Annotated in this window: 16 protein-coding genes, 1 other RNA gene and 1 pseudogene; 15 read left to right on the forward strand and 3 right to left on the reverse strand. The window is 33.7% G+C overall.

Going from position 1 to position 25257, the window contains the following annotated elements; translation table 11 throughout:
- Nucleotides 1-516: 516 nt before the first annotated feature.
- From ACOOWA_RS08820 to ACOOWA_RS08890, 15 genes and pseudogenes are all read left to right on the forward strand, one after another.
- Nucleotides 517-1806, forward strand: a complete 1290-nt coding sequence (locus ACOOWA_RS08820) for a phage integrase SAM-like domain-containing protein (RefSeq protein WP_421374680.1) — start codon at nucleotides 517-519, stop codon at nucleotides 1804-1806.
- A gap of 42 nt (nucleotides 1807-1848) precedes the next feature.
- Nucleotides 1849-2886: a hypothetical protein gene (locus ACOOWA_RS08825; protein WP_421374682.1), complete on the forward strand. Its 1038-nt coding sequence runs from the start codon at nucleotides 1849-1851 to the stop codon at nucleotides 2884-2886.
- Nucleotides 2887-3070: 184 nt separating this feature from the next.
- The gene (locus ACOOWA_RS08830; RefSeq protein ID WP_421374684.1) at nucleotides 3071-3373 is read left to right on the forward strand and encodes a DUF3853 family protein; all 303 of its coding nucleotides are present in this window, start codon (nucleotides 3071-3073) and stop codon (nucleotides 3371-3373) included.
- The gene (locus tag ACOOWA_RS08835; RefSeq protein ID WP_421374686.1) at nucleotides 3373-4437 is read left to right on the forward strand and encodes an AAA family ATPase; all 1065 of its coding nucleotides are present in this window, start codon (nucleotides 3373-3375) and stop codon (nucleotides 4435-4437) included. Before ACOOWA_RS08830 ends, ACOOWA_RS08835 begins: the two co-directional genes overlap by 1 nt.
- Nucleotides 4382-4651, forward strand: coding sequence for a transposase (locus tag ACOOWA_RS08840; RefSeq protein WP_421374688.1), 270 nt, complete (start codon nucleotides 4382-4384; stop codon nucleotides 4649-4651). The genes ACOOWA_RS08835 and ACOOWA_RS08840 overlap by 56 nt, the downstream gene beginning before the upstream one ends.
- Entirely contained in the window at nucleotides 4645-5460 is an 816-nt protein-coding gene (locus ACOOWA_RS08845; protein ID WP_421374690.1) for an IS3 family transposase, read from the forward strand. The genes ACOOWA_RS08840 and ACOOWA_RS08845 overlap by 7 nt, the downstream gene beginning before the upstream one ends.
- Nucleotides 5461-5658: 198 nt before the next feature.
- Nucleotides 5659-8546, forward strand: a pseudogene (locus ACOOWA_RS08850) (SNF2-related protein); the annotation flags it as partial.
- 217 nt (nucleotides 8547-8763) lie between these two features.
- Complete coding sequence (locus ACOOWA_RS08855) at nucleotides 8764-10977, forward strand: cysteine peptidase family C39 domain-containing protein (RefSeq protein ID WP_421374692.1); 2214 nt, start codon at nucleotides 8764-8766, stop codon at nucleotides 10975-10977.
- A 4-nt stretch (nucleotides 10978-10981) separates the two neighbouring features.
- Nucleotides 10982-11479: a hypothetical protein gene (locus tag ACOOWA_RS08860; protein WP_421374694.1), complete on the forward strand. Its 498-nt coding sequence runs from the start codon at nucleotides 10982-10984 to the stop codon at nucleotides 11477-11479.
- A gap of 298 nt (nucleotides 11480-11777) precedes the next feature.
- Complete coding sequence (locus tag ACOOWA_RS08865) at nucleotides 11778-12701, forward strand: hypothetical protein (RefSeq protein ID WP_312304125.1); 924 nt, start codon at nucleotides 11778-11780, stop codon at nucleotides 12699-12701.
- A gap of 8 nt (nucleotides 12702-12709) precedes the next feature.
- Nucleotides 12710-13192 (forward strand): hypothetical protein, encoded by a 483-nt coding sequence (locus ACOOWA_RS08870; RefSeq protein WP_312304128.1) that lies wholly within the window; start codon nucleotides 12710-12712, stop codon nucleotides 13190-13192.
- The gene (locus tag ACOOWA_RS08875) at nucleotides 13185-15215 is read left to right on the forward strand and encodes an AAA family ATPase (protein WP_421374696.1); all 2031 of its coding nucleotides are present in this window, start codon (nucleotides 13185-13187) and stop codon (nucleotides 15213-15215) included. Before ACOOWA_RS08870 ends, ACOOWA_RS08875 begins: the two co-directional genes overlap by 8 nt.
- A 102-nt stretch (nucleotides 15216-15317) precedes the next feature.
- Nucleotides 15318-16406, forward strand: coding sequence for a hypothetical protein (locus tag ACOOWA_RS08880; protein ID WP_421374698.1), 1089 nt, complete (start codon nucleotides 15318-15320; stop codon nucleotides 16404-16406).
- 111 nt (nucleotides 16407-16517) lie between these two features.
- Nucleotides 16518-17363 (forward strand): DUF695 domain-containing protein, encoded by an 846-nt coding sequence (locus ACOOWA_RS08885; RefSeq protein ID WP_421374700.1) that lies wholly within the window; start codon nucleotides 16518-16520, stop codon nucleotides 17361-17363.
- A 17-nt stretch (nucleotides 17364-17380) separates the two neighbouring features.
- A complete protein-coding gene (locus tag ACOOWA_RS08890) occupies nucleotides 17381-18997 on the forward strand; it encodes a hypothetical protein (protein WP_421374702.1) in 1617 nt (538 codons plus the stop codon).
- A gap of 110 nt (nucleotides 18998-19107) precedes the next feature.
- On the opposite strand, the gene ACOOWA_RS08895 is transcribed toward ACOOWA_RS08890, so the two are convergent.
- From ACOOWA_RS08895 to ACOOWA_RS08905, 3 genes are all read right to left on the reverse strand, one after another.
- Nucleotides 19108-20355: a site-specific integrase gene (locus ACOOWA_RS08895; RefSeq protein WP_421374704.1), complete on the reverse strand. Its 1248-nt coding sequence runs from the start codon at nucleotides 20353-20355 to the stop codon at nucleotides 19108-19110.
- A gap of 247 nt (nucleotides 20356-20602) precedes the next feature.
- Nucleotides 20603-21002, reverse strand: a transfer-messenger RNA (tmRNA) gene (ssrA, locus tag ACOOWA_RS08900).
- Nucleotides 21003-21277: 275 nt separating this feature from the next.
- Nucleotides 21278-25102 (reverse strand): T9SS type B sorting domain-containing protein, encoded by a 3825-nt coding sequence (locus ACOOWA_RS08905; protein ID WP_421374706.1) that lies wholly within the window; start codon nucleotides 25100-25102, stop codon nucleotides 21278-21280.
- Between the last annotated feature and the right edge of the window lie 155 nt (nucleotides 25103-25257).

Genomic DNA, 25257 nt, shown 5'->3' on the forward strand with positions numbered 1-25257 from the left:
AAAGTTATAATTCTTAAAAAAAATTAAAATTTATAAAAAAAGTTAAAAAAATAAATATTATTGTAACATATGTGGTATCTGTTGATTTTATGACGTGTATTTTAAAGATTTGTTGAGTTATCAATATCCTATTAAATACCTCAAATGAAAGCTGTAAAACCTTTAAAATTAATATATACATCTTTGCAATGATAATATCTTGTTCTCTGGGTTGAAGTGTGATTTTGTGCTTTTTAAAGTTAATATAGGTAAAATATAAATACAAAGACGTTGCTTTACAAACAAAAACCTCTATATCAATGATATAAAGGTTTTTGTTGTTTACGTTTTCAACGTATCATTTTTGGTGGAGTTGGAGGCTCTTTCTCCCGAACCTTTACAGGTGATATTAAAGTATCAAAATGCTGATTTGTAGAAGTTAATGTATTCTGTAGTTAAAATAGAATATCATAAATAATCATTGTATATCTCAGTAATTGGGTGTAAATTTGGGTGTTAGTTTTAAGTCCTACACCTATGAATATCAAAAGAAATATCGTATTTGCTCTTGAAAAAAGAAAGAAGGATGGTGCGCCTGTTGTAGAGAATGTACCTATCCGTATGCGTGTTATATATCATAACAAAAGGATTGAGTTCACCACAGGCTATCGTATAGATGTTTCAAAATGGGATGATGGCAAGCAACGTGTAAAAAATGGTTGTACAAACAAACTCAAGCAGACCGCAGCTGAAATTAATTCTGACCTTTTAAAATACTATTCAGATATCCAGGATATTTTTAAAGAATTTGAAGTGAATGACTTCATTCCTACTCCTGAACAACTTAAAGTAGCATTCAACAATCGTCACATTAAAGACTTGCCTAATAATTTGAAGCCTGAAGCTCCCGTAATATCTTTTATGGGAAAATTTGATGAGTTTGTTAGGGAATGTGGAGTTCACAACAATTGGACAGATGCTACTTATAAGAAATTAGCGGCAACTAAAAAACATTTAGTGACTTTTGACAAAAACCTTTCTTTTGAAGATTTTGATGAAAGCAAGTTGACGGAATATGTAAATTATCTACGTGACAAGAAAGGTTTTCGGAATACTACCATCGGTAAGCAGGTAGGATTTTTAAAATGGTTTCTTCGATGGAGCAAAAAGAAAGGATACACTTCCAACTTTGCTTTTGAATTATTCAAACCAAAACTGAAGACCACTCAGAAGAAAGTTATATTTCTGACTTGGGCGGAGCTGACGACATTAAGAGAATATAAGATTCCGGAGACAAAAAAATATTTGGAACGGGTTCGTGATGTTTTCTTGTTCCAGTGTTTTACAGGGCTAAGATATTCAGATGTATTCAATTTACGGCGCAGTGACGTAAAAGAAAACCATATCGAAATTACGACTGTAAAAACTGCGGACAGTTTAATTATTGAGCTGAACAACCATAGTAAAGCAATATTGGACAAGTATAAGGAAGTATATTTTGAATATGATAAAGTTCTCCCGGTAATCACCAATCAGAAGATGAATGATTATTTGAAGGAGTTGGCAGAATTGGCGGAAATAAATGAGCCTGTTCGGGAAGTTTATTACAAAGGCAATAAGCGCATTGACGAAGTTACACCTAAATACGCACTATTGGGAACTCACGCAGGAAGGCGAACATTTATTTGTAATGCCTTATCATTGGGGATTCCGGCACAAGTGGTTATGAAGTGGACTGGACATAGTGATTATAAAGCAATGAAACCCTATATTGATATTGCTGATGAAATCAAAGCCACTGCAATGGATAAATTTAACCAGCTTTAATAATTGTATTGTAAGTTTGTAAAAATTGAAAATATTTGATTGATGGGAGAAAACGATAATCAGCAAAGCGATTTTTTGTATCAGATAATAGATGTCTTGCCTCAATATACTACAGTAAATACAGTTTATCAAGGCATCCTAGGTAGTACATTAAACTTTGAAGAACAGTGCCAGATTACAGATTTCTACACTGGGATAAAGAACCGTGAAAACTTTGAAAAAGCAGTTCTGAATTTTATCCTTTCCACAGATAAAGAAAAACAGTTTCCGATTGTCTCTATGTTGCGAACATTGATTGATAGCAATATTGAATTGTATAAGAACAACAAGGATTTTTTTGATAATATAGATGTAATATCTGTTTGTGCAAATAGACCTGACTCTCTCAACTATCAAATCAACATTCAGCAAAAACGTACCAACTCTTTGTGGATGGAATTGATACAGATAAGAAATTCTTTGGAATCTGCAAGCTGGAAGAGAGAAAATGCAAAAGTTGAATACCTTACAGGAGAGGAAGAGAGAGTTTCCAACTTATACAAAATTGAACAGGATAAACTTGCTGTACTATATAAACAGAAGGCAGAATCAGATACGGCCGCTTCAAAATATGTAAAAAATGTTTTTAGGAATATCTATGAATCAGGAATTTTCAATATTTCAATATTGAATAATTATTTTCCGATTGAAACAGAAAGGCAGGATCACAATCAATCAAATCCCCAACTTCAGGAAGGGAAATATTTCCCTATGGAATTAGTCTCAAAAATTCATAAGGAATGTAATGGTTTTCAATTTGAGAGTTTAACGGAAGTAGAATTGTATTCCATCCTAAATTTACTACCTGTAAACACTCTATTGGTTATCAAGAGAGGAGAAAAGACACGTATGTGTTATTTAATTTCTATCCTTTATAATTATTTGAAAGTACAAGACAAAATAGAGTGGCGTAGCTCTATATTAAAGTCCCTAGACATTAAGGAGGATTTCTACACTTCAAAATATAAAGAACCTGTATCTGAAGTGCCCAGCAGAGAATCTAAAAATTTTGCGCTGTCTATCAGTAAAATATTTGTTTAATACTTTCTGATAGCATATAATACCACTTTTACCACTTAAAATATTTTTAATACTCATTGATAATCAATGATATAAATTTTAGAAATCCACCTTCTTACCACCTTTTTTCCGACATAGATTTGCAATGTGTTCGAACAGTAACGCCGAAGTATAAGGCTTGTTTAACTATAACATTGTAAAAGATATGAACCTAAACGAACTTAAGCAGAAACCGCTTTGGCAGATGACAGGTGAAGAATTTCTTTATCTTCAGCAGGCTGATGGACATAAAGAAGCTGAACCTATTCCCTTTAATAATTCTTTAAAAAAACACGTGTATGGAATAGTTGGAATAGCACGTTTATTCGGATGTAGTATTCCCACGGCTAACCGTATCAAACAGAGTGGAAAGATTGATGAAGCCGTCACACAGATAGGACGTAAGATCATTGTTGATGCAGACCTTGCATTAGAATTAGCCGGACGTAAAACAGGAGGAAGAAAGTGATGATGGATAATAGCAAAGACATAAAAGCCTTGTGGCATTCCTCGCGTTTGTTGATTACCGATAAATTTGAATATCCACCGGTAGTCATCCGTATTGATGAATCTGTTGTAGGAACGCTTGGTAATTTTTCCGCTACCGTTGGGAAAGCTAAGAGTAGAAAGACCTTTAGCGTTACTGCGATGACCGCAGCTGCTTTGGTGTGTCGTCTGATGCTCAATTATAATGCAGAAATGCCTGATGATAAAAGGAAAATCATTTACTTCGATACCGAACAAAGTCCGTATCACAGCCAGAAAGTACTTTCCAGAATAATTGAGCTTTCAGGAATGAACAAGGAAATTCAACCTGAGAATCTTGAATTTGTCTGTTTAAGAAGATTCAATCCATCAACCCGTATTCAGATTATCGAAGAAGCAATCAAAAGCACTTCTTCATTAGGTTTAGTCATTATTGATGGAATAAGGGATTTAGTTTTTGACATCAATTCTCCGAATGAATCTACTGAGATTATTTCTAAACTTATGATATGGACAGAAGTCTATCAGTTGCATATTCACACTGTTTTACACGTCAATAAAACAGATGATAACGCACGGGGACATTTGGGAACTGAACTACTCAATAAAGCCGAGAGCATACTACAAGTGGTAAGGGATGAAAAAGATCCGAATATCTCTATTGTAAAGCCGATGAGTATTCGTGATGTCGAGTTTGAGCCTTTTGCCTTCAGGATTGATAATGATGGTCTCCCTGAATCCGTGGATGACTATCATATAAAGACGGGGCAAGTCAAGGGATTCGATTATCACGAAATCTCTGAACAGATACATCGGGAAGCACTATCGCTTGCTTTCAAAGATCAAAAATCACTTTCTTATGGAGAATTGATTTCAAAGCTCATAGAATCCTATGCCCATTTCGGATATGAATTCGGAACTGTAAGTCTCCCTAAAAACTGGACATTTTATAACCCTAAAATTATAAACAAAAAACGATTAATTTTAGGTTATGAGAACGAGCAAATTTACAGACAGCCAAATTTTGGCAATTTTAAAGGAGTATGAGTCAGGACAAACAGCAAAAGAATTATCTCGGAAATACGGTTTTCACTATCAGACTTTGCATGATTGGAAAAAGAAATTCAGTGGGATCAGTTCTACCCAGGAATTACAAAAGATCAAAGAATTAGAATCGGAAAACAATCGGTTGAAAAAGATGTTTGCCAACCTTAGTTTGGAACATGAAGCACTGAAAGACGTACTCTCAAAAAAGTGGTAAAGCCTGCCACAAAACGGGAAGTGGTTGCTTATCTGGTTTCAGAATATCCGATGAACATTCGGCAGGCGTGTAAATCTTTGAATTTGGAGCGAAGCAGCTATTACTATCATCCCAAAAGAAAAGATGATACGGACGTCATTGATTGTTTGAACCAACTTTCTGAAAAACATCCCAGCTATGGATTCAAGAAAATGTTTCACAGTCTTCGTAATGAAGGTTTTGTTTGGAATCATAAGAAAGTATATAGAGTTTACAAGAAACTGGGACTGAATATTTTGAGAAAAAGAAGGAGAAGACTTGCTTCAAGAGAAAGACAAAACTTGGAAGTTCCTGAAAAATACAATGAAGTTTGGAGTATGGACTTTATGAGTGATTCTTTATTTAATTCAAGACGATTTCGAACGTTGAACATTATTGATGATTATAATAGAGAATCGATTTGGATTGAAGCCGGGCTTTCCATCGGAGCGATGCATATGACCGATCTATTGGAATGGATTGTAAAGGAAAGAGGAAAACCAAAAGCAATACGAACGGATAATGGTCCCGAGTTTACGAGCTCTGTTTTCACGAATTGGTGTCATAAACACAGAATTGAAATCCGGTACATTCAACCAGGGAAACCTGTTCAGAATGCTTTTATTGAAAGGTTCAACAGAAGTTATAGGACAGAGGTGCTGGATGCAAGAATCTTCAATACTTTGATAGAAGTACGGGAAATAACTTCTGATTGGATGGAGCATTACAACTATAACAGACCTCATGAAAGCTTGGGAAACCTATCTCCAATGCAGTATTTGTTGAACTAAGCGAAGCGAATCATGAATACCATAAAAAAATATGAAATAAATGAATAAAAAGGAAAACTCACCAGACGCTAATCCCAACACTGAGTTTTCTCCTTTTCAACAAATTTTGCCAACATCAACAACAGAATGAAATATTTTATAGTTTTACAAAACAAAATGAGGGTATAATTCTGTCCAAAGTTCGGGGAGACTTACAGGAATATTTATAAAAAACTGGAACAGTTAGAAAAAGATTTTGCCGATAAATATGCTATTGGTGGAACCGAAAATCAATATGAAAAGCAAAAGGCTCTACTGGAAAGCGTTTTACCCAAGCCTAAATCCCTTGATGAAATTTATATCAGTCCAAATCACGAATTTATACACCAATTTGGGTTAGGATATGTAGAAAAAGAACAGTGGAATTCTAATTCAAGACAAATAGAAACCGTAATGGTATCCTACAATCTTGCTGAAAAGTTTAAAGATTTTGTAAGCAGTTTACCCAGTGATGCCTTTGCGGGATCGTCGTCGTGGGAGGTGCAAAGTTTTGTCGATAATGAGACCGTTACGGGAAGTGACAAAGAAAGAAATGCTCTCGTCCGTGAAAGAAGAAAAGCCGCTGCTAACGATTTGTTTTATAAATTTTTGAGAGAAGAATTATCGGATGAACTAAGACAGCGCTTCGTAAAAGACTTTAACAGAAACTATAATAATATTCATGTTCCTGATTATTCCAAATTCCCGCTGTTCTCTAAAATTCATCTTAATTTCAAAGGAAGAGAATTAAAACTAACCGAGGTTCAGAAAGCAGGAATCGTAAGACAAACTACAAAAGGAGTTGGCTTATTAGCTCATGAGGTTGGTTTTGGGAAAACTTTATCCGGAATTTTATCTATGCATGAAGCGATGGAGCGTGGAAATACAAAAAGACCTTTAATTGTTGTTCCGAACGAAAGTATTCTCAAACAATGGGTGGAAACGATTTTTGAAACCATTCCTCATGCCAAACTAAATGTACTGGGAAACCTGGGTAAAGATTATGTTCTTTCAAAGTTTGATAACAAGGACGGAGAGATAACCATAGTTACCTATGAAGGCTTTAATAATATCGGTTTTTCTGAAAATATTACTCAGGAGCTGGCTTCCCGATTTTCTTACATTTCAGAAAGTGAGCTAAAAAGTGTTAATTCCATTAGTGAAAGGGATTTTCAGAAAGAACTGGAGAAAGAAAAAGAACTGGAGGGAAAAATGAAACGTGGTAAAATCTATGATTGGGAAGATTTTGGCTTTGACCATCTTACTTATGATGAAGTCCATAATGCCAATCATATTGTCGGTAAGGTTAGGGTAGAAGACCGTAGATTTGCTTCGGATTTCAGGAGCCAGAACCAGCAGACTTCCAAATTAGGAATCAATACCTGGATGGCAGCACAATACATTCAGGACAAGAATGATGGAAGAAATGTTACTCTGTTTTCTGCTACCCCTTTCACCAATAAGCCTTTAGAATATTATTCCATTTTATCCCTGATCGCTAATAAACGTTTGGAAGAGTCCGGTTACTTCAATGTCAATACATTTTTTGAAACCTTTATGGAGGCAGATAATGATATGGAAATTGATGCCAAAGGTGATGTGAAATTCAAAGCGAATGTCCGTAGGTTTAAGAATAATTCTTTGTTTCAGCAGCTGCTTTCCGAATTTATTGATATTAAAGGGGAAGAAGATAATCCAGAACTGAAGCGTCCCAACAAAATCAACAAAGAATATAAAATTGAGCAAAATGATCTGACGAAAGAGCAATATGATCTACTCAATGAAAGCTTTAGTGAAACAAAGAAAGGAGCGATCCTTACCCATATCCTTAATGCCCGGTTGATTGCCATTTCTCCATATCTGTCGATTTATTATGATGGAGAAGAACCTTCTGTACAGGAATTTATAGAGAATTCTCCGAAGCTAAGGCAGACGATACAGCTGATCCGGCAGAATAAAAAAGACATTCCGGATTTAGGGCAAATTATTTATTCAGAATTAGCCGTTGCAGAATTTCCAAAGCTGAAAGAATATCTTATTAATGAAGTTGGTTATAGACCCGAAGAAATTGGAATTATTACCGGAGCAACCAGTAAACCGGGTAGGTTAAAGATCCAGGATGACTTTAATGCAGGAAAAATAAAAGTAATCATAGGCAGCGAAGCTATCCAGGAAGGAATGAACCTTCAGGAAAATACAACTGATCTGACCTCCTTTCTTTACCGTATAATTTTACTTCTCTACGGCAGGTGGAAGGACGAATATGGAGACAGGGGAACAGGAATGAAAATGTCCGTGTCAATTTTATGCTGACCAATGACAGTATTGATGTTTTTATGCTTCAAAAATTGCAGGCTAAGCAGGCAAGATATTTAGAAGCCATGAAAAAAGGAGCGGATGTATTAGATGTTTCGGATATCAGTACCCAGGAGCTCAAGACATCGATCATTACCAATCCGGAAACAAGGGCTAATATTGAGATTGAATTGATGAAAAAACGAATTGAAAGTGAGAAAAACAAACACCTTGCGGATAGTGCTTTTGTATTAAGGAAGTATGAAGATTTTATCAAAGTTCAGGAAGGCGTAACCAAAGCAGAGTATAGTTATAGCAGGATTTTAGGGTACTCCAAAGAGGAAGGAGAGGACTCAGAATATTGGAAAAATCAGCTTCCATCTTATCAAAAAACGATAGAGCTGGCAAAAGAAGAAGTTCAAAAAGCAATCCAGCATTTAGCTGAAAAAGGAGTAAATGTTACAGAAATTGAGAAGCAAACCGAGGCTACAGAGGATAAAATAGCTGAATTGGATAAAAAACTGGAAGAACTTCCGGAGATAAAAGATAATTTAATTGCTCAATATAAGATGGAAAAAGAGCAACAGCTTAAAAGTAATAAGCATATAGATCATGTAAAAGACAGGGCAGAAGAGAATAAAATTCTATATAATACTTTATTGAACGTGAGTCCTATAAATACTATGGATAGTAAAATCTCATTAGATGTAACACCAAATCAAGAAGAAGATATGAATTTGGATAATGTATCGACTGTAGTAAGAAAAAGATAATGAAAAATATGTAGAGATTCCTTCTCATCTTTTCCGAGAAATTAAGTTTTCAGACAGGAGTGAACTTAGCAGAAAATAGGACATAGATATTTTTCTCTCATTTTATTTTGGATGAATTTTTATAAAGGAAAAATAACACGTCAAGTTCTGGCGTGGGTGAGGATTAGCTTTGCTTTAGAAACATTAAAACAAAATATTAATTGCTAAAACACAGCTTATGAAGAAACTATTTGATGATGAGTGGAGTGATGATCTCTCTGAGTTTAAGGTCATTTCCATAGAAGATTTAAACAAAGGATTTGTAGGAGATAAGAGTGCTTTGGGAGATACTATTATCAACAAAGATAATTCTCCTGATTACAGAAGCCCGTTCCATGATTACAGAAATACACCTTTAGGGTATTCTTATCTTACAGATAATCCTGTATCCATATTTGCTTCAACAGGAGTCAATGAAAAAGGCGAAAAGGGCTATGAGTATTATGCAGAAGTCCTTCCTTGTGAAACAGGTTCACAGGTATATGGAAGCTATCAGGCTAATGCCAGAAAGAAACAAGCTTTATTTCTGTTCTATGAGAAACCTAATCCTAACAAATCAAACTTCTCTGGTGATTTTTACATTGCCAAGATGGGAGATTACTTTGTACAACTTTTCAAGAGATTTCCAGAACCATTACCCTCCAATGTAAATGGTCAGTTTTTCAGGAATATTACCTCTATGGAAGATGAAGCTGCCTACTTGACACAGCTAGCTTATACTTTTGAGAAGGATAAAATAGATGCTACCCTTGTTCATCAGGCTTTAATGAGAGAATATCAGTTTTATACAGGAGACAGAAGGTTTGAAGAGATTATAGGAAATATTTCTTCTATTCCTGCTGATGCCATTGGATGGTGTGCTGAAAAGCTGGAAGTTTTTAAGCCTACAGAGAAGAATTATAATCCTCAAGCTAATGATTATTCTCCTTTAATCCCTATTATAGGAGGTGTTGCAGTTCCTGTTAATATAAATAAAGCTGCACAGTTCTTTGAGAACTTAGGTGACAATCCTTTTGTTCAGGGGGCAGAGGTTGCTTTTTCACAGGTATGGTCTATGGTGAAACAGGCAGCAAGTAAGGTTAAAGATGCTTCTGTAGACCATCTTCCTGATACATTTAAAAAGCTGATCAATAAAATTACAGGTGTCATTAATGATATTAAATCCTTTCTGACCAATATAACAAATGATCTTGGTGAAATGGTAAAGCAGGGATTTGAGGTTCTTAAATTAGCCAATGCTTTCTATTGTGGTGTTAATAGTGGGCTTATCAGTCTTATCCAATGCCTACTTTATATTTTAGAGTTTCTCTTACAACCTACTACTGCTTTCTCCTATCAACAATATCTTGAAAGAAGAGATTTAATGGAAAAAGCAGAAGATGTATTGGATTGGGTAGCAGAGAATGTTCCTAAGTTCTTGCAGGGAGTTAAAGACATATTCAAAGCCAGTGGAAGCATTTCTCAATCTGATATGGAAGGAATATTGGATAAGATGAAAGAATACTTTGAGAATGTTTCTCGTTATACAGTGGCTTTTTATGTTGGTATATTTGCCTTTGAACTACTAATTAATATTTTGCTACTTATCTTTACAGAGGGTGCAGGGAATGTGGTAAAAGGAGCTACTTATGTACAAAAAGCAGCAAGTTTATTAAAGGTTCTGGCAAGGGAAACTGTTTCTGTAGCCACATTAGGAATTACAGATTTACTGGCTTTTCTTTCAAGATTTATTATTAGATTTGGAAAGGCTTGTGCTAAAGGGTTTTCTGGCTTTACCAGATTCATTGAAGAATTATTGCAAGGGGCTAAAAATGGTGCTAAAGCAGAGGAACTAGCTGATGAAATCCATGATATAGAGGAAGTAATAATCAAAGGAAGAAAACTTCAAAAAGGAGGTGGTGATGCAACCAAGTCTTTTGCTGAAAATGCAGGAATTAAGATAGAGCGATTTTTAAGTGAAGCTAAGGTCTTTGGACAATCTACAGACTATACTTGTGCTGCTACTTCTTTGAGAATGACATTACATGACAAGGGTATTTTACTATTAGAAGATGAATTGGCAAGAGCATTAAAAACTGATACTAATGGGGCTTCAATTTTAGATATCCCTGAGGCTCTATATTTCAAAAGATTGGAAGATCAGGTAACAGCTATTGCTGAAAAAGATATTAGGTTATCAAAGTTATTAGAAAAATTAGAAGACGGAGATAAAGCAGTTGTGAGTATTGGCACAGAACATTTTAAAGGACATGCAGTAGTACTGGAGAAAGTGGAAGATGGTAAAGTATTTTTACGTGACCCCTTACCTATGAATCAAGGTGCTTCATACAAAATGAATATTGAAGATTTTAAAAGAATATTTAAAGAAAGAGCAGTAATTATTAAAAAATAAAACAATGACAGAGGCAGGAAACATACAATATAATACAAAAGGGGAAAAACCTTTAAAAGGCTACCAGATAGTTAGAGTGAGAAATGTATCTCATTCAAAAGAAGTATTAGATAATTTTAAGAATGCAGTTTTAACAATTTTAAAAAATAAGAACTTAAGTGATGAAGATCCTAAATGGGAACAATTATTACCTCAAGGTATTGTTAATAAGCTTAAACAATTAGATGATGATGACTTTAAATATGATGAACTTTTATATAGGCTAAGCACAAGTGTCTATAAATTTCAAGATATAAAAGATTGGGAGTGGTATAGTTCTTTAGAGACAGAAAAAGGATTCGATATTATTGTAAAAGGTTGGTTCAATGCTCATCAATTTATCAATTTTATCCATTGCCAAAATGTTCCTTTAGATGATATCAGGATTATTGATGCTGATAAACAAGAAATTTATGAGCTAAAAACTATCAAGGATTATACTTCATATAAAATACTAAAGTAAACTAACTTAATATTTCTAAAACTAAACCATTCTTGAATTACATTACAGTAAAGAATGGTTTTTTCTTGAAGAAAATGATATTTGTATTAGGGACCTTGGCTTTTATCTCATAAATTGTGCAAGTTAAAAGTGACTTATCAAAATCCAACTCTTTATACAAAGCTCTCTAAATTATTGCTTCTAACTGAACTATAAATTTTGTAAAAAATCTCTGCAATGGGAATTTAGCAAGCTAGTTTAATAGTATATTAGAAAATTTAACTATTTTTATAGTTCAAATATATTGACTATTAATCATATGTATAAAACTGAACATGGTGATTTTGACGGAAATTCATGGGAAGAATTTTGTCAATTATGTTTTAAACACAAATACGAGAAAGAAGGTTATCAAGAGCTTCCTGCATGGCAGGGAGATTTAGGTATTGAAGGATATACAAGAGCTGGAAAAGTTTTTCAATGTTATTGTCCTGATGAGAATTATAATGCTGATGTACTTTATGAAAAACAAAGAGATAAAATCACAAAAGATTTAGGGAAACTGATTTCTAATGAAAAAGAACTCAAAAGATATTTAGGGAATCAAAAAATAGCACAATGGATATTTGTTACTCCTCGATATCAAAATAAAGAGTTAGTACGTCATTGTGCTGAAAAAGCTAAAGAATTTAGAGAAAAAAAATTGGATATCCTGGATCCCAATTTTGACATTCTTATTCATGATCTCGATTTCTTTTCGGAACAAATACCCCTTATTATTGATGGAAAAGGCAAGAAAATAGAAATTAATCATCAAGATGAAACAGATCAAAATGCTACTCAATGGATAAATTCAGAAATTGATCTTGTTGAAAATGCGAATAGAAAAAACGGCCATAGAATTATTGCAACTGCAAATAATCGAGATAGGAAAATTGAGAAATTGACAAGAATCACCATTTCAAATTTCCTAAATGGTAATATTACGATTAATAAATTACAGCAGAAATTTCCGGATGACTATGAAAAACTAGTTAGAGTTGTATCCCAATTTGAGAAAAAAGTTGAAGAAATCTGCTTAACTAATGATGCAAGTAGTACTGAATTATATTCGACAATAGAAAAAGATCTGAAAGACAGAGTCAGGATTACACTTCCTTATTTAAATGAAATAACCATTGAAAAATTGACGGAACAGGTATTAGCAGACTGGATACTTAGATGCCCAATTGATTTTGAATAAAAATAATCATGGAAAACTCAGAAATAAACTTTGAACGAATTACCTTTAAACAGAAACCAATTCCGATCCCTGTTGATTATAGACCGACTTATAAAATAAGTATTATTCTTTTGGTATTAAAATTTTGTTGTATTGGTGAGACATCATCATTACTGAAACTTCACTTATTTTCATGGGTATTGAAATTTGACAGAAATATGGAGATATTTCAAAAATTCATATTAAGTAATTATAAAGATGAATTTCAGGTGTGGAGTATCGAACCTGCATTAAATAGAGCATTACAATATGCTATTGCAGACAATCTTTGCGAACTAACATCAACAAGCAAGTATAAGCTCACGGAAAAAGGAAATCAATTTTGTGATTCAATTTTAAATTCTGAAGCTTTTGAACAGGAAATTACTTTTTTAAAGTTTGTTGGTAAAAACAAAATTACCGATAGCAGGCTTAATTCGATGATTAAACAATGGAAAATTGAATATGACTAAACTAAAAATTAACCGATTAAAAATTGAAATAAATACTGATGCTGGAATATTCGGAGCTGAACATGAATTCTCAAAAGGGCTGAATATAGTGAGGGGAGACAATACCACGGGAAAATCATCTTTATTCCAATCAATAATTTATGCCTTAGGATTTGAAGAATTGTTAGGAGGAAAATTTGAAAAGACTCTTCAATCTGTTTTAAAAGACAAAGTAGAATATCCTCGAAATGAACAGTATTTCAATATCATTCAATCTTATATTTATTTGGTTATTGAAAATCAGCTAGGACAAATAATAACCATAAGACGCGGAGTAAAAACACCAGGCAGAAAATCTCAATTAGTAGATATTTATTTTGGAGACTACATAACCAATTTGAAGGATATTACAGAAGAAAGACAAATGTGGGTTCATGATAAGGGTGGAGCTTCCGATAATGATTTTGGCTTTCATAAATTTCTATGTGAGTTTCTTGAAATAGATTTACCAAAAGTTATAACATACAAAGGAGATTATACCCAAATTTATCTACAGCAATTAGCTTCTTCCTTTATTATTGAACAAAAAAAAGGATGGAGTGACTACTTTATTACTGCACCAATATATTCAATAAGAGACCTCAATCAGCGAATAGTTGAATATCTGTTGAATCTGGATGTGTTTGAAAATAATGAAAAAAGAGAGGAAATAAATATTCGTAGAAACTTACTACAATCTAAGTGGGAAAAGGTATTTAATGAAATGGATTATTTAGCAGACAGATCTAGCTCAGAACTTACTGGAATAAGTTCAGAACCTGAAATAATAAATGATCTAAATTCAATTAAGCTTCTTTATAAAAAAGAAAATTCCAATATAAGGATTGAAGAATATTTACAAGAGCTCAGAGATGAACTTATAACCTTTGACAACACAATTAATACTGTCGGTCAAAATTCAAGCAAATACGAGAAAGAATTAGAAGAAAAGCAGAATTTGCTAAATAAAATTGTAGTTAATTATGAACTGTTATTACCTGAGATAACTAGTGAAATTGAAAAATTAAGGCAATATCAAAATCAGTTTAAAAATATTTCTGAAGACTTAAGAAAAAATAAAGGCGTACAAAAACTAAATAAACTTGGTGCTGAACAAGACATAAAATCCATACAAAACATTTGTCCAACTTGTACCCAAGAAGTTAAAGATCTTTTACCAAGTGATATTAACCATACACCGATGAGATTAGATGATAATATTAAATATCTTGAATCTCAACTGGCAATGATTGAAGTTTATATATCAGGACAGAAAAAATTAATTACAGATAAAAGGGCGAAATCTGAATTATATCAGCAAACTTCAACGAAATTAAGAAAAGAAATAAGAAGCCTAAAAACAGAACTGGTCGAGGATTCCAGAGTTCCTTCGGTGGTTGAAATTGAAGAAAAATTCAGTTTAAATCAAAGGATAAACTTTTATAGTAAGACGATTGAAAAATTTGAATCTTTAAAAAATGACTTAATTCCTTTGATTGAAGAACATATTGAAATCCAATCGGCAGTATCAAAATTACCAAAACTGAACTTATCTGAACAGGATGCTAATAAAATCATTGATCTAGAAAATAATTTTGTTTCATACTTACAAAAATTTGGATATACAAGCAAATCGTTCAACAGTATCAAGATTTCAAGAGATAATTACTTCCCAATTGTTGATGAGCTTTATAGTATTAAATTTGATTCTTCTGCTAGTGATTTCATAAGAAGTATATGGGCATTTACTATTTCATTAATGAAAACATCAGTAAATTATAATGGAAATCACCCTCAGTTTTTAATGTTTGATGAACCTAAACAACAGGATGCTTCTCTTGAAAGCTTTAAATCTTTTCTAAAAGAATTATCTGAATTTAAGGAACAACAAATGATTGTCTTTGCTTCATTTGAAAACTCTGATGAGACATTTAACGAATCGACGGAAAAAATTGAATTTTCTCTAAACCGTATTAACGAAACTTTAATAAAACCAATAAAGTAAGAGATTGTTTTAATAGTTAGGTAAAAATAATCTGTTGTGGATGAATTTTATCTATTAAAATGGGCTATGAATTAATGATTATACTAATTTTGATATAAAAAAATGTCTAAAAAATATTCAGAATATTATCCAAACCAAATAGCATTAGAAAATAAATTTGAAAAGCATCTGAAAAACACTAATCGATTTGTAGAATTTTGTAGAGGGAAGGAAGTTCCGTATTATCAAGATGAAGGCAATTGGGGAACAAAGCTTGATCTTAGAGATGTTTCTGAGAAGGAAGGCGTAAAACGAGCTTATCTATTGCAAGAGTTTTACATATGGAAAGAGTGGAAGGAAAAAGGGCGAAACATTTTTCATTTTTCAGAAAATATAACTGATCTACTAAAACAAACTGACGTTCTTGATATTGATATTTCTCTAATTAAGTTGCCATATTCAGACTTTTATATTGATTTATCATCTGCAAAAATTCCTTTTGAAGAAGATGTTTCTGAAATCATTGAAGGTGCCTTTATCAGAGATGAGTATCATGATGGGGAGGATTATGAAAGAGCAATAAATATAGATTTTGTCAGCAAAGAATATATTGGAAAATATTGGAATATTAACAAAGATTTATGTTGGGATACCGAACGGGGATTTCATTCAATATTACTTTTCCTTGATAGGAAAGATAATCTGAAGACAATTGAAGATGCTATAAATTTTGATAAAGATGGATTTGTAAGTACTCCAATGTTTGATGATAGAGATGAGGATACAAAACAGGGCTTATATAGCATTCATAAACAATTTGTAGATAGAACAATTAATTTCATTATCAATTGCCTCCTGTATTTGACAACTAAAGAAGTTGATATTGATGAGAAATATCCAGTCGATTTACCTGTTCATTTAAAAGCTAAATTAGAGAAAGCAGCTACTAAACGGAAGAAAGAAATTGTTCATTCAGAAATATTACAAAATGGATTTACCAAAGTCAAATATGTAGGATATAGGTTGACCACAGCAAAGCCTCTTAATAATTCAGGAAGAGAACTTAATCCACATTGGCGAAGAGGGCATTGGCGAAATCAAAAGTTTGGTGAAAACTTTAGTGAAGCAAAATTAATTTGGATAATGCCTACAATTGTTAATAAAGAAAAAGGGAAGCCTCAAAAAGGACACATTTATGAAGTAAAACAATAATCTCTGATTTCAAATTAGAAACTATAAATAGGTTATAAAGCCGATGCGAGACTATTTTATTAGTGGTATAGTGCTGATGATTAGAGACCATGAAAATACAAAAAAGAAAAAATGAAACTAATAATTATGTTGATCTTTCTTGGACTTTTAGGTTGTAACTTAAAAGCACAATCGAACAAAATTCCTATCGAGAAAATTGAGGAAATGTTTTCTAATATGAAAGAAAACGGAGTAAATCCAGACACTAAAATGCTTTGGGGTTATTTCTTTACTTCTGAAAAAAAAGATAAATTTATCCAAGTTGCAGGCAAGCTTAAGAGTAAAGGTTTTGATTTTGTTGAAATTTATCAAGCAAAAGATAAAAGCTATTGGCTTCATTTAGAACGCAGTGAAATACATAATCCAAAAAGCTTATTTGTTCTCGATGAAGAACTTTATACAATAGCAGATGAATATGGAATTATTTATGATGGCTTTGACGTTGGAAATGTAGACAAAGATAAACCGATCGAAAGAGATACTTATGCAGTTCCAGAGGAATTTAAGACAATTGACTTCCAAAAAGATAAATATCCCTGTTTGCTAATTGGTAACACCGCGTTTGACAGATTTCCGCACAAAGAAGAATTTGGCTATTTTATAAAAGTTACAACATCCTACAAGAAAGATGACAAATTGATGTTGCCGGTTGATGGAGAGCTAGAAAACTTAGAAAAGTTTGAATCTTTTATAACAAATAATTTGACGCAAAACAAAATTAAGAACTACTACGTTTTTAGAAATACACATAAAGGAATTAGAAACTTTTACATAGTAACAAATGACAAAGCTGATGCAACGCAAGTTTTGAATGTCATTAAAATGTCCGGAAAACAACGAACGTTTGATTTTGAAATTTTGACAGACAAAGGTTGGAGCTTGTACAATGAGTTTAGAAATAAAATGCCGAATGAATAAGAGATAAATTAGTAATTATGAAAATTCTTTTATATACATTAACCTTATTTATTCTGACAGCATACTCCGTCAAGGGACAAACTATGGATAACACTTTACAAAAGTTAGTTGAGAATAAACTCATTGAAAAAAAGCAAATCAGGGATTTTGAAGAAGTACTAAATCGGAATGAAACAAAATCAAATAGCGCTTACTTACGCTCGCTTTATCAAATAGAATTTAAGAAGCTAACCGGGCATTACTATTCAGAGTTAGGAATGCAGTTGAAGTTTGCAGATGAAAAGCCTAAGCTATCAGTACAGACAAAAATAAATGAAGAGTTGTACCTGTACCTTTCCAAGCTTAAGAATTGTGGCTTAGTAACAGTCAAGCAATTTAATGATCAGTCAAAAAAGATTGGGAACAATGATTATGTATATATTCTTCAGCTTTTACCTGACTTAGCAGATCAAAGTGCTTATGAAGAATGGTTAAGCTCTGATAAACTTAGTAAATATGGCGAAAAACTGTTCATAAATAATGTTATTTCTGAAAAATCATTTGAGAAATTTAAAAATGATGTTAATGCTGGGAAAATAACATCACATTATCAGCTTGTCGATTATTGCAAGAATGCAATCTTCTTTGATTTAGCAAAATATTCTAATGACCCTTCTATTTACCTTGAACAAATTCACCAGGAAGTTTCGAAGCTTCTACCGGAATTAAGTTTTACAAACTTCAAATATAAAATAGAAGTGGATTCGACAGAATCATTTAAGGATTATACTTCGTATAAAGTTATTGTATCACTAAAAGCTAATAATAAAACATATACCCAGAAAAGTTTTATATCACCCAATGATATTGATAAAGGTGGGGGCTTTTTAGGAAAAATTGATGATCAAGAGTTTTATAAAATATTCAATAAAATTCTTGCAGACAATCAATCACCATTGAGACTTCATGAAATACAACCTACATACCAATACGGGCAGGCAAAAAAATATCAATATTTTGGGATAATAGCTCTGTCTAAAAATCAGCTTCAAATGTTCCGAAATTTGGATAGCTATATGCAACTAAGCTACGAAAAATTCAAAAACAGTTTAACATCAGATCAGATTGACATTGCAATAAAAGAATATCAGAAAATTGGTTTATTTAATCATTTGTCGACATCGCAAATTGATAATGCAAAAGTGAGAGTTTCTGAACAAGAAAATGATAATCTAAATGGTGTACTAGCTGCTTTTCCAGATGTTGTACGTATATATGATACAGAATTAGGAAATCTCAAAGATCCATATGCTGAATTGATAAAAGAATATAAAAGAATATCTCATAACCAATTTAATGCAACAGAAATTTCTGATAATTTTGACATACAAAATAAAAAAGCCATAGTAAAATTTAAAGTTGGGAGTAAGTCTTATAATAAGACACTTAAAATTGAAGATGACTGGATTGATACGAATTTTTTTGATTTTATAAAATCAGTTGTTACAGACCAACAACTAGAAGGACAATTTTACGAACTCTATACGGGCGGACAAGAAGTAAGTATTATATATTTGACTAAAGATCAATATACTTACTTAAAAATGAAAAAACTTTTAGTATTTGCTGACGAAGAATGGCTGACAGAAGAATAAAGTCATAACAACTGAGGTGACAGGATTGTAATAGCTTGTTTTATGGAGAAATCATTTATGTTTATTTTAAAAAGGCTCAGATTATAAAATCTAAGCCCTGACTTTTTGGCTCACACACTTCGTGGGATAGTGTCCATATTTCTTTTTTTGCCTTTGATCAATATTTTTTTTAATACCGACATATCCTCCCCAATTTTTTTATCTTGTATTTTAGCATAATGCTGGGTCATTCTAATGTTGGCATGTCCAAGCATCTTGCTTACGGTCTCTAAAGGGACACCATTATTGAGAGTAACCGTTGTAGCAAATGTATGTCTTGCCGTATGAAAAGTAATATCAAAATCAATTTCACATAAGTCTCCAATTTCTTTTAAATACCCATTCATCTTTTGATTGCTTAGTACCGGTAAAACAGTATTTTCATTTACACATTTCGGATGATTTTCATAACTGCTTAAAATTTCCTGTGCTTCTGGTAGCAGGGGTATACTGGCTTCGATCTTTGTTTTAACCCTTTTAGTTTTTATCCATAACCCTGTATCAATTCTCTTTGTTATTTTATCTTTCGTAAGATTCTTGACATCAATATAGGCTAGACCTGTATAACAGCAGAATACGAAAATATCACGGACTATTCTTAATCTGTCAGAATTAAAATTCTTCTCACGGATTTTTTGTAGCTGGATATCAGTTAAGAATCTGACATCTACGCTTTCTATTTTAGATTTATAACCTATAAAGGGGTTCTTACTTATCCATTCATTGTTGAGATAGATATTAATTATTTTTTGAAAATTTCTAATATACTTTACAGCAGAATTATTTGAGCAGTTTCGTACAGTTCTCAAATAAAACTCATAATCTGCAATGAATCCGGGATTAATATGACGGACATCAATATCACTGAGATTAAATTTCCATTTCAAAAATGCCTGAGTATGTCGTAATGATGTTTCATACCGTTTCCACGTTCCTTTAGAAAATTCTCTATCTATAAGTTCCTTTACCTTTGAGTTGTGATCTTTAAAAGCTTCAATAAGAGTAACTTTTTTTTCTTCAATTCCTAGATATTTATTTCGAAGATTTTCACAAGTTATCTCTTTGCCTTCGTTATACAAGGAATTATAGCATTCAAATAATTTAGCTCTGAAGCTTTCCAGTAAAGAGTTTAATTGTTTACCATTGGGACTATTACCTGATATCTTTCCTAATTTTATACTCCATTGAGAGGTTTTTACCGTTTGTCCTGTTGAAATTTCCGTTCGTCTTCCGGCAACAGTGATTCTCATGTAAATTGTTGATAATTCAGGATTGTTTTTTGCCTTTTTGGCATAAAAGAGTAAGCTGTAGGTTTGCATAACATTTTAATTTTAAAGGTTAATAATATTGCTGAACCTTTAAACCTACAAGATGTTCAATCATTGAACAGGCTGATGAATAAGCTGTTTAATGAGAATTCGGTGAGTCAAAATGCTGCCTAAAGACGACTCACCGAATGACTCACGTTCGATTTGTATTTCTTTGGTATATTTTGATAACTCAAAAAATAAAAAAGCCCTTAAATACTAGGATTTAAAGGCTTTTAGATTAATTTGGTTTCCCACCTGGTGGAGTTGGAGGGATTCGAACCCTCGTCCAAACAAGCAATACATAAGATTTCTACATGCTTATTTTACTATTAATTTTCGAACTTAAGCAGAGAGCAAACACCCAACTTAAATCTTAGCTTCTGAAGTTTTCGAGTTTTGGTCAAAGCGCCCAAAACCTTATTTCTGCATTACTATATCTCAGAATCAAACGCCGCAGAACAGAGCATTTGTGAGACATCTTGCTTCCTTACTATCTTCGGGAAAGCGCTTGAAATCTTACTTTATTCGGATTAAGCTGCAAGAGCGAACTCTTCGTTGCCAGTTAAAATTTTGTAGCAAGGGATTTAAGAGATCGCGCTACGGTTCTCTGCATGCTTACTTACCCATTGACCTTGCTGTCGAAACCAGTCAACCCCATGTTAAAGTAGCAGCAAAGATACTACTTTTGTTTAAATTCTGTTAATATTGATTCCTGTTTTTTAATATCGGATTTTTTTAGGAGCTTATTCCCGCTGTCCACTGTATCTTTTTTGCGGCGGTCTCCTCTTCGTTCCGTCCGCCACAAAAAAGGATGCCGTTTCCATCGGGGCTAGGTTAATGGTCTGTTATTTAATTTTACTTATCAAAATCAAAAAGTGTCGGAATAATTTCCGACACTTTTTTAAACTCAATCTTAGCTTCAACCTTGGCTTTAATCTCTATTTTTTAGCAAAATCCAACCGTTAATCTGTACCGGTTTTTTTGTTATTTTGTCTTCCCAGTTCAATTTGTACCAATAAGTTTCTGTAGGTAAGGGTCTTCCAAGATATTTACCGTCCCAAATCGGAGTTTTAGTAGAAGCTTTAAATACAGACTTTCCATATCTGTCAAAAATACCGCCTTCAAAATTTCCGTATTCGCTGATTTCGCTGAAATCAATCACATCATTCTTGCCATCGCTGTTTGGAGTGATTACATTGTTCATGAAAAATGTATAATACTCTGCAGAACTTTCACAGGCAACACCTCGATATCTTAATTTAATAGAGTACTTTGTATTTTTCATTACGCTGAAAACATTTGAGGCTTGCCATGTTACGCCATTGTCTATAGAATATTCAATAGGTAATATTCCTGTATTTTTAACTATGATGGTTAAGATATTATTGCTGTACGTGATTTCATTAATTTCCGGTGTTACAATGTATTTTACTGTAGCTGTAAAAGTTTTAGAACAAACGCCATTGCTGATTGTTACAGAATAAGTTCCTGCTGTTGCTGTGCTTATTGTTTGTGTTGTTGCGCCTGTGCTCCAAACGTAGGTGTAATTTGGTACTGCTCCTGCATCTAAAATTCCTTTATCACCTTTACAGATTTCAATATTACGCAGCGTAGAAACAATTTCCGGAACTACGGTTATTGTTATGGCTGCAGATGTAGTTGCTGAACATCCATTTGCGCCTACCCCTGTTACGGTATAAGTTGTTGTAGATGTTGGTGAAACGGTTTGTGTGCTTCCGTTTCCTGATAATCCTGCCCATGTGTAAGTGTTTGCTCCACTTGCAATAAGTGTAATTGATTCACCTTTACATATTATCAGTTTTGGAGCTGATATATTAATTATTGGCGGAGTGATATTTTTGATAACTGTTACTGAAGCTTGCTTTGTACATCCGTTTGTGGTTGCACTTGTAATGGTTAAAGTATACGTTCCCGAACTATTAACGATCGGTGTTAATGTATTCGCTCCTGAAACAATATTTCCGCCGCCTGTTGCAGTCCATAAGAATGTCGCTCCTGTTTGATACACTGAAGACGTTGCGTTTAAAGTAATTTGCGGATGGGTGCAGTTGATTTCTCCCGGCGCATTAATATTGACAAAAATTGCGGGATCCATTATTGTTGTAACTGTTTTTGTGTACTGGCAACCATCCGGAGCTGTAACTGTCACCATATGATTTCCCGGAGTATTTACAGTTGTTGTTGCTGTTGTTGCTCCGTTAGACCATAGGAAGGTATTTCCTGTCCCGTTTGCTGTTGCGGTTAATGTGGTTGAATTGCCTTCGCAGAATGTCAGCGTTCCCGAAATCTGCACATTCGGATTTACTCCTTGAGTAATAGTGATAGAAACAGGAAGACTTGTACACGTTCCGTTATTATTAGTTAAAGAATATGTTCCTGCTGTAAAAACGGTTATTGATTGTGTGATTGCTCCATTAGACCAAGTATTTCCTGTGGCAAAATTTGAAGTTAAAACTACAGGATTATTATTACAAATCGCGTTAGCTGAACTTGTAATTGTAGCAACTGGTATTAAATTAACGATTAATTGTAATTCGGCAATTTTTGAACAAGAACCCGTTTTAACCAAAACATAAATCGTTGCATTTCCTGAAGTATGTGTTGCCGGAGTTGCAATTGTACTGCTATTTCCAGCTAAAGCATCTGCTTGATTTAAATAATAACTGAAAGTTACCCCGGAAGTTGTGCTAATGTTGGCTTGAGCTGATGTTAGATTAAATATTCCTGTATTGGTCGTTGAGCATAAACTTAAAGATGAATTCTGCACAACAGGAACTATTCCCTGTGTTAATGTAACCGATTTTGTGTATTGACAGTTGGATGAAGTTGTGACGGTTACTGAGTAAGTTCCGGGTGTGGAAACCGAAAGGGTATTTCCTGTAGCTCCGGTTGACCAGATGTATGTATTCCCTGTTCCATTCGACGTCGCTGTTAAAACAGATGGTGAGCTGCAAATAATAAGATTACCCGAAATTTGAAGATTAGGATCGCTTTCTGCGGCTAAAATTATTGTACCTGGATTACTCGTGCAAATTCCGTTTGAAGTCGTTACAGAATAAGTTCCCGGAGTTGTTACCGTGATTGAGGGTGTTGTTGCTCCGTTTGACCAAGTATTTCCGGTTGTTGAGCTTGATGTTAATGTTACGCTTCCTCCAAAGCAGATTGCTGAAGATGTGCTTGTAATTGTAGGAGCTGAAAGTTGAGAAACATTTAATTGTAATGAAACAACTTTTGCGCAGGTTCCGGATTTTACTCTCACATAGATTGTTGCGTTTCCGGAACTGTGAGTTGTCGGAGTTGCAATTGTGCTTGTATTTCCTGCCAATGCATCTGCCTGATTTAAATAATAATCAAAAGAAACTCCCGATGTTGTGCTGATATTGGGTTCGGCTGCAGTTAAATTAAATACTGCTGTAGCTGTATTAGAACAACCTGTTAAAGTTGTATTTTGTGCTACAGGAACTACCCCTTGAATAACAGTAACAGATTTTGTGTACAGACAATTTGCAGGAGTTTTTACAGTAACCGTATAAGTTCCCGGAGTTGTTACGGTAATTCCTGGAGTTGTTGCTCCGGTTGACCATAAATAAGTATTTCCTGTTCCCGTCGAAGTAGCAGTAAGCGTTGTTGAAGTTGCTTCACACAAGGTTAAATTTCCTGCAATCTGTGGATTAGGATCAGTATCCTGAGTGATAATTACTGAAGCTTGCGGACTGGTGCAAATTCCATTTGTACTTGTTAAAGTGTATGTTCCCGGAGTCGTCACCGTGATTGAGGGTGTGGTTGCTCCGGTAGACCATGTATTTCCTGTGGAATTGCTTGAGGTTAAGGTAATATTTCCGCCAACGCATAATTTTGTTGCAGACGCAGTAATTGAAGCGGTTAAACTTCGGTCTTTGAAAACAATGGCATTGGTTTGTTTGCATGAGCTGGCTGTACTGGTTGGGTTAGTTGGATCCTGATAACTGATGCTGTAATAATAAGTTGTTGAAGTATTTACAGTAACCGGAGTTGTAATCGGGCTCGTTCCTGTTGCAGCGTTGTTTGCAGTATTGTAATAATTGACAGTAAAGTTAGGGTTTCCATTGATGATTCCGGCTGATAAAGAATTGAAATTAAAAGTTGCAGAATTTCCGCAAATTCCGATTTCTCTTGGTGAATTTGCATTGGGACCCGCAGTTCCAGGTGGAATAAACGGATTGGGAGCGGTCGTCGAATTAGTGAAAGGAGATACAAAAGTCGCCGTTCCTCCCCAGATTAAATTAAATGTATATACTGTTGCAGACCAATTGTCTACATACAGATAGTAGGTTTGTCCCGCTACAACGTCCATATATTTACAGTATGGATCGGTATTTCCTGCTCCGGAAGTCGTATTGGTATTGGTCATATTCATCCCGGTGTTGGTAAAATTTCCGGAAGCATTACATCTTATCGGTGTTCCTCGGTTGGCACAGGTTACATTCGGTCCATAGATTGCCCAATCGTAATCAACAGGTCCGGTTGGAGCAAGATCGAAAGTAAGTGTTCCGCTGGTTGCAATCGTAAATTTATACCATACCGAATGGTTTTCGTAAGAAAGGCAGCCTCCAAGAGTTTCGTTAATGTTTCCAATTCCGACAGGAGTATAATTAATGCTTGAATTTCCACACACGGTAATGGCAGAAATACAATCTTCTTGTGCAAATGCGAAAATGTGAAAGATGATGAGTAGTGAAGAAAGTAGTTTTTTCATCATAAAAAGTTTTATTGATACTTTTAGCTAAAGTGTTTTATTATCTATTACTTATGTAAAAGATTTTAAAAGAAAATATAGGATTGTTTTCAGGGAGTAAAATGTTCTGAGTGACAGAGTTTTATAAGTAATTCAAAGCGTGTTGTCGTGTTCTC

The sequence above is a fragment of the Chryseobacterium sp. GP-SGM7 genome (genome assembly GCF_049166575.1).
GTDB lineage: Bacteria > Bacteroidota > Bacteroidia > Flavobacteriales > Weeksellaceae > Chryseobacterium.

Excerpts from the sequence above, each read along its gene's own strand:
- ACOOWA_RS08830 (WP_421374684.1), top strand. The coding sequence starts at position 3,071 with ATGAACCTAAACGAACTTAAGCAGAAACCGCTTTGGCAGATGACAGGT.
- ACOOWA_RS08870 (WP_312304128.1), top strand. The coding sequence starts at position 12,710 with ATGGAAAACTCAGAAATAAACTTTGAACGAATTACCTTTAAACAGAAA.
- ACOOWA_RS08890 (WP_421374702.1), top strand. The coding sequence starts at position 17,381 with ATGAAAATTCTTTTATATACATTAACCTTATTTATTCTGACAGCATAC.
- ACOOWA_RS08875 (WP_421374696.1), top strand. The coding sequence starts at position 13,185 with ATGACTAAACTAAAAATTAACCGATTAAAAATTGAAATAAATACTGAT.
- ACOOWA_RS08905 (WP_421374706.1), bottom strand. The coding sequence starts at position 25,102 with ATGAAAAAACTACTTTCTTCACTACTCATCATCTTTCACATTTTCGCA.
- ACOOWA_RS08820 (WP_421374680.1), top strand. The coding sequence starts at position 517 with ATGAATATCAAAAGAAATATCGTATTTGCTCTTGAAAAAAGAAAGAAG.
- ACOOWA_RS08840 (WP_421374688.1), top strand. The coding sequence starts at position 4,382 with ATGAGAACGAGCAAATTTACAGACAGCCAAATTTTGGCAATTTTAAAG.
- ACOOWA_RS08825 (WP_421374682.1), top strand. The coding sequence starts at position 1,849 with ATGGGAGAAAACGATAATCAGCAAAGCGATTTTTTGTATCAGATAATA.
- ACOOWA_RS08865 (WP_312304125.1), top strand. The coding sequence starts at position 11,778 with ATGTATAAAACTGAACATGGTGATTTTGACGGAAATTCATGGGAAGAA.
- ACOOWA_RS08885 (WP_421374700.1), top strand. The coding sequence starts at position 16,518 with ATGAAACTAATAATTATGTTGATCTTTCTTGGACTTTTAGGTTGTAAC.
- ACOOWA_RS08835 (WP_421374686.1), top strand. The coding sequence starts at position 3,373 with ATGATGGATAATAGCAAAGACATAAAAGCCTTGTGGCATTCCTCGCGT.
- ACOOWA_RS08855 (WP_421374692.1), top strand. The coding sequence starts at position 8,764 with ATGAAGAAACTATTTGATGATGAGTGGAGTGATGATCTCTCTGAGTTT.
- ACOOWA_RS08895 (WP_421374704.1), bottom strand. The coding sequence starts at position 20,355 with ATGCAAACCTACAGCTTACTCTTTTATGCCAAAAAGGCAAAAAACAAT.
- ACOOWA_RS08880 (WP_421374698.1), top strand. The coding sequence starts at position 15,318 with ATGTCTAAAAAATATTCAGAATATTATCCAAACCAAATAGCATTAGAA.
- ACOOWA_RS08860 (WP_421374694.1), top strand. The coding sequence starts at position 10,982 with ATGACAGAGGCAGGAAACATACAATATAATACAAAAGGGGAAAAACCT.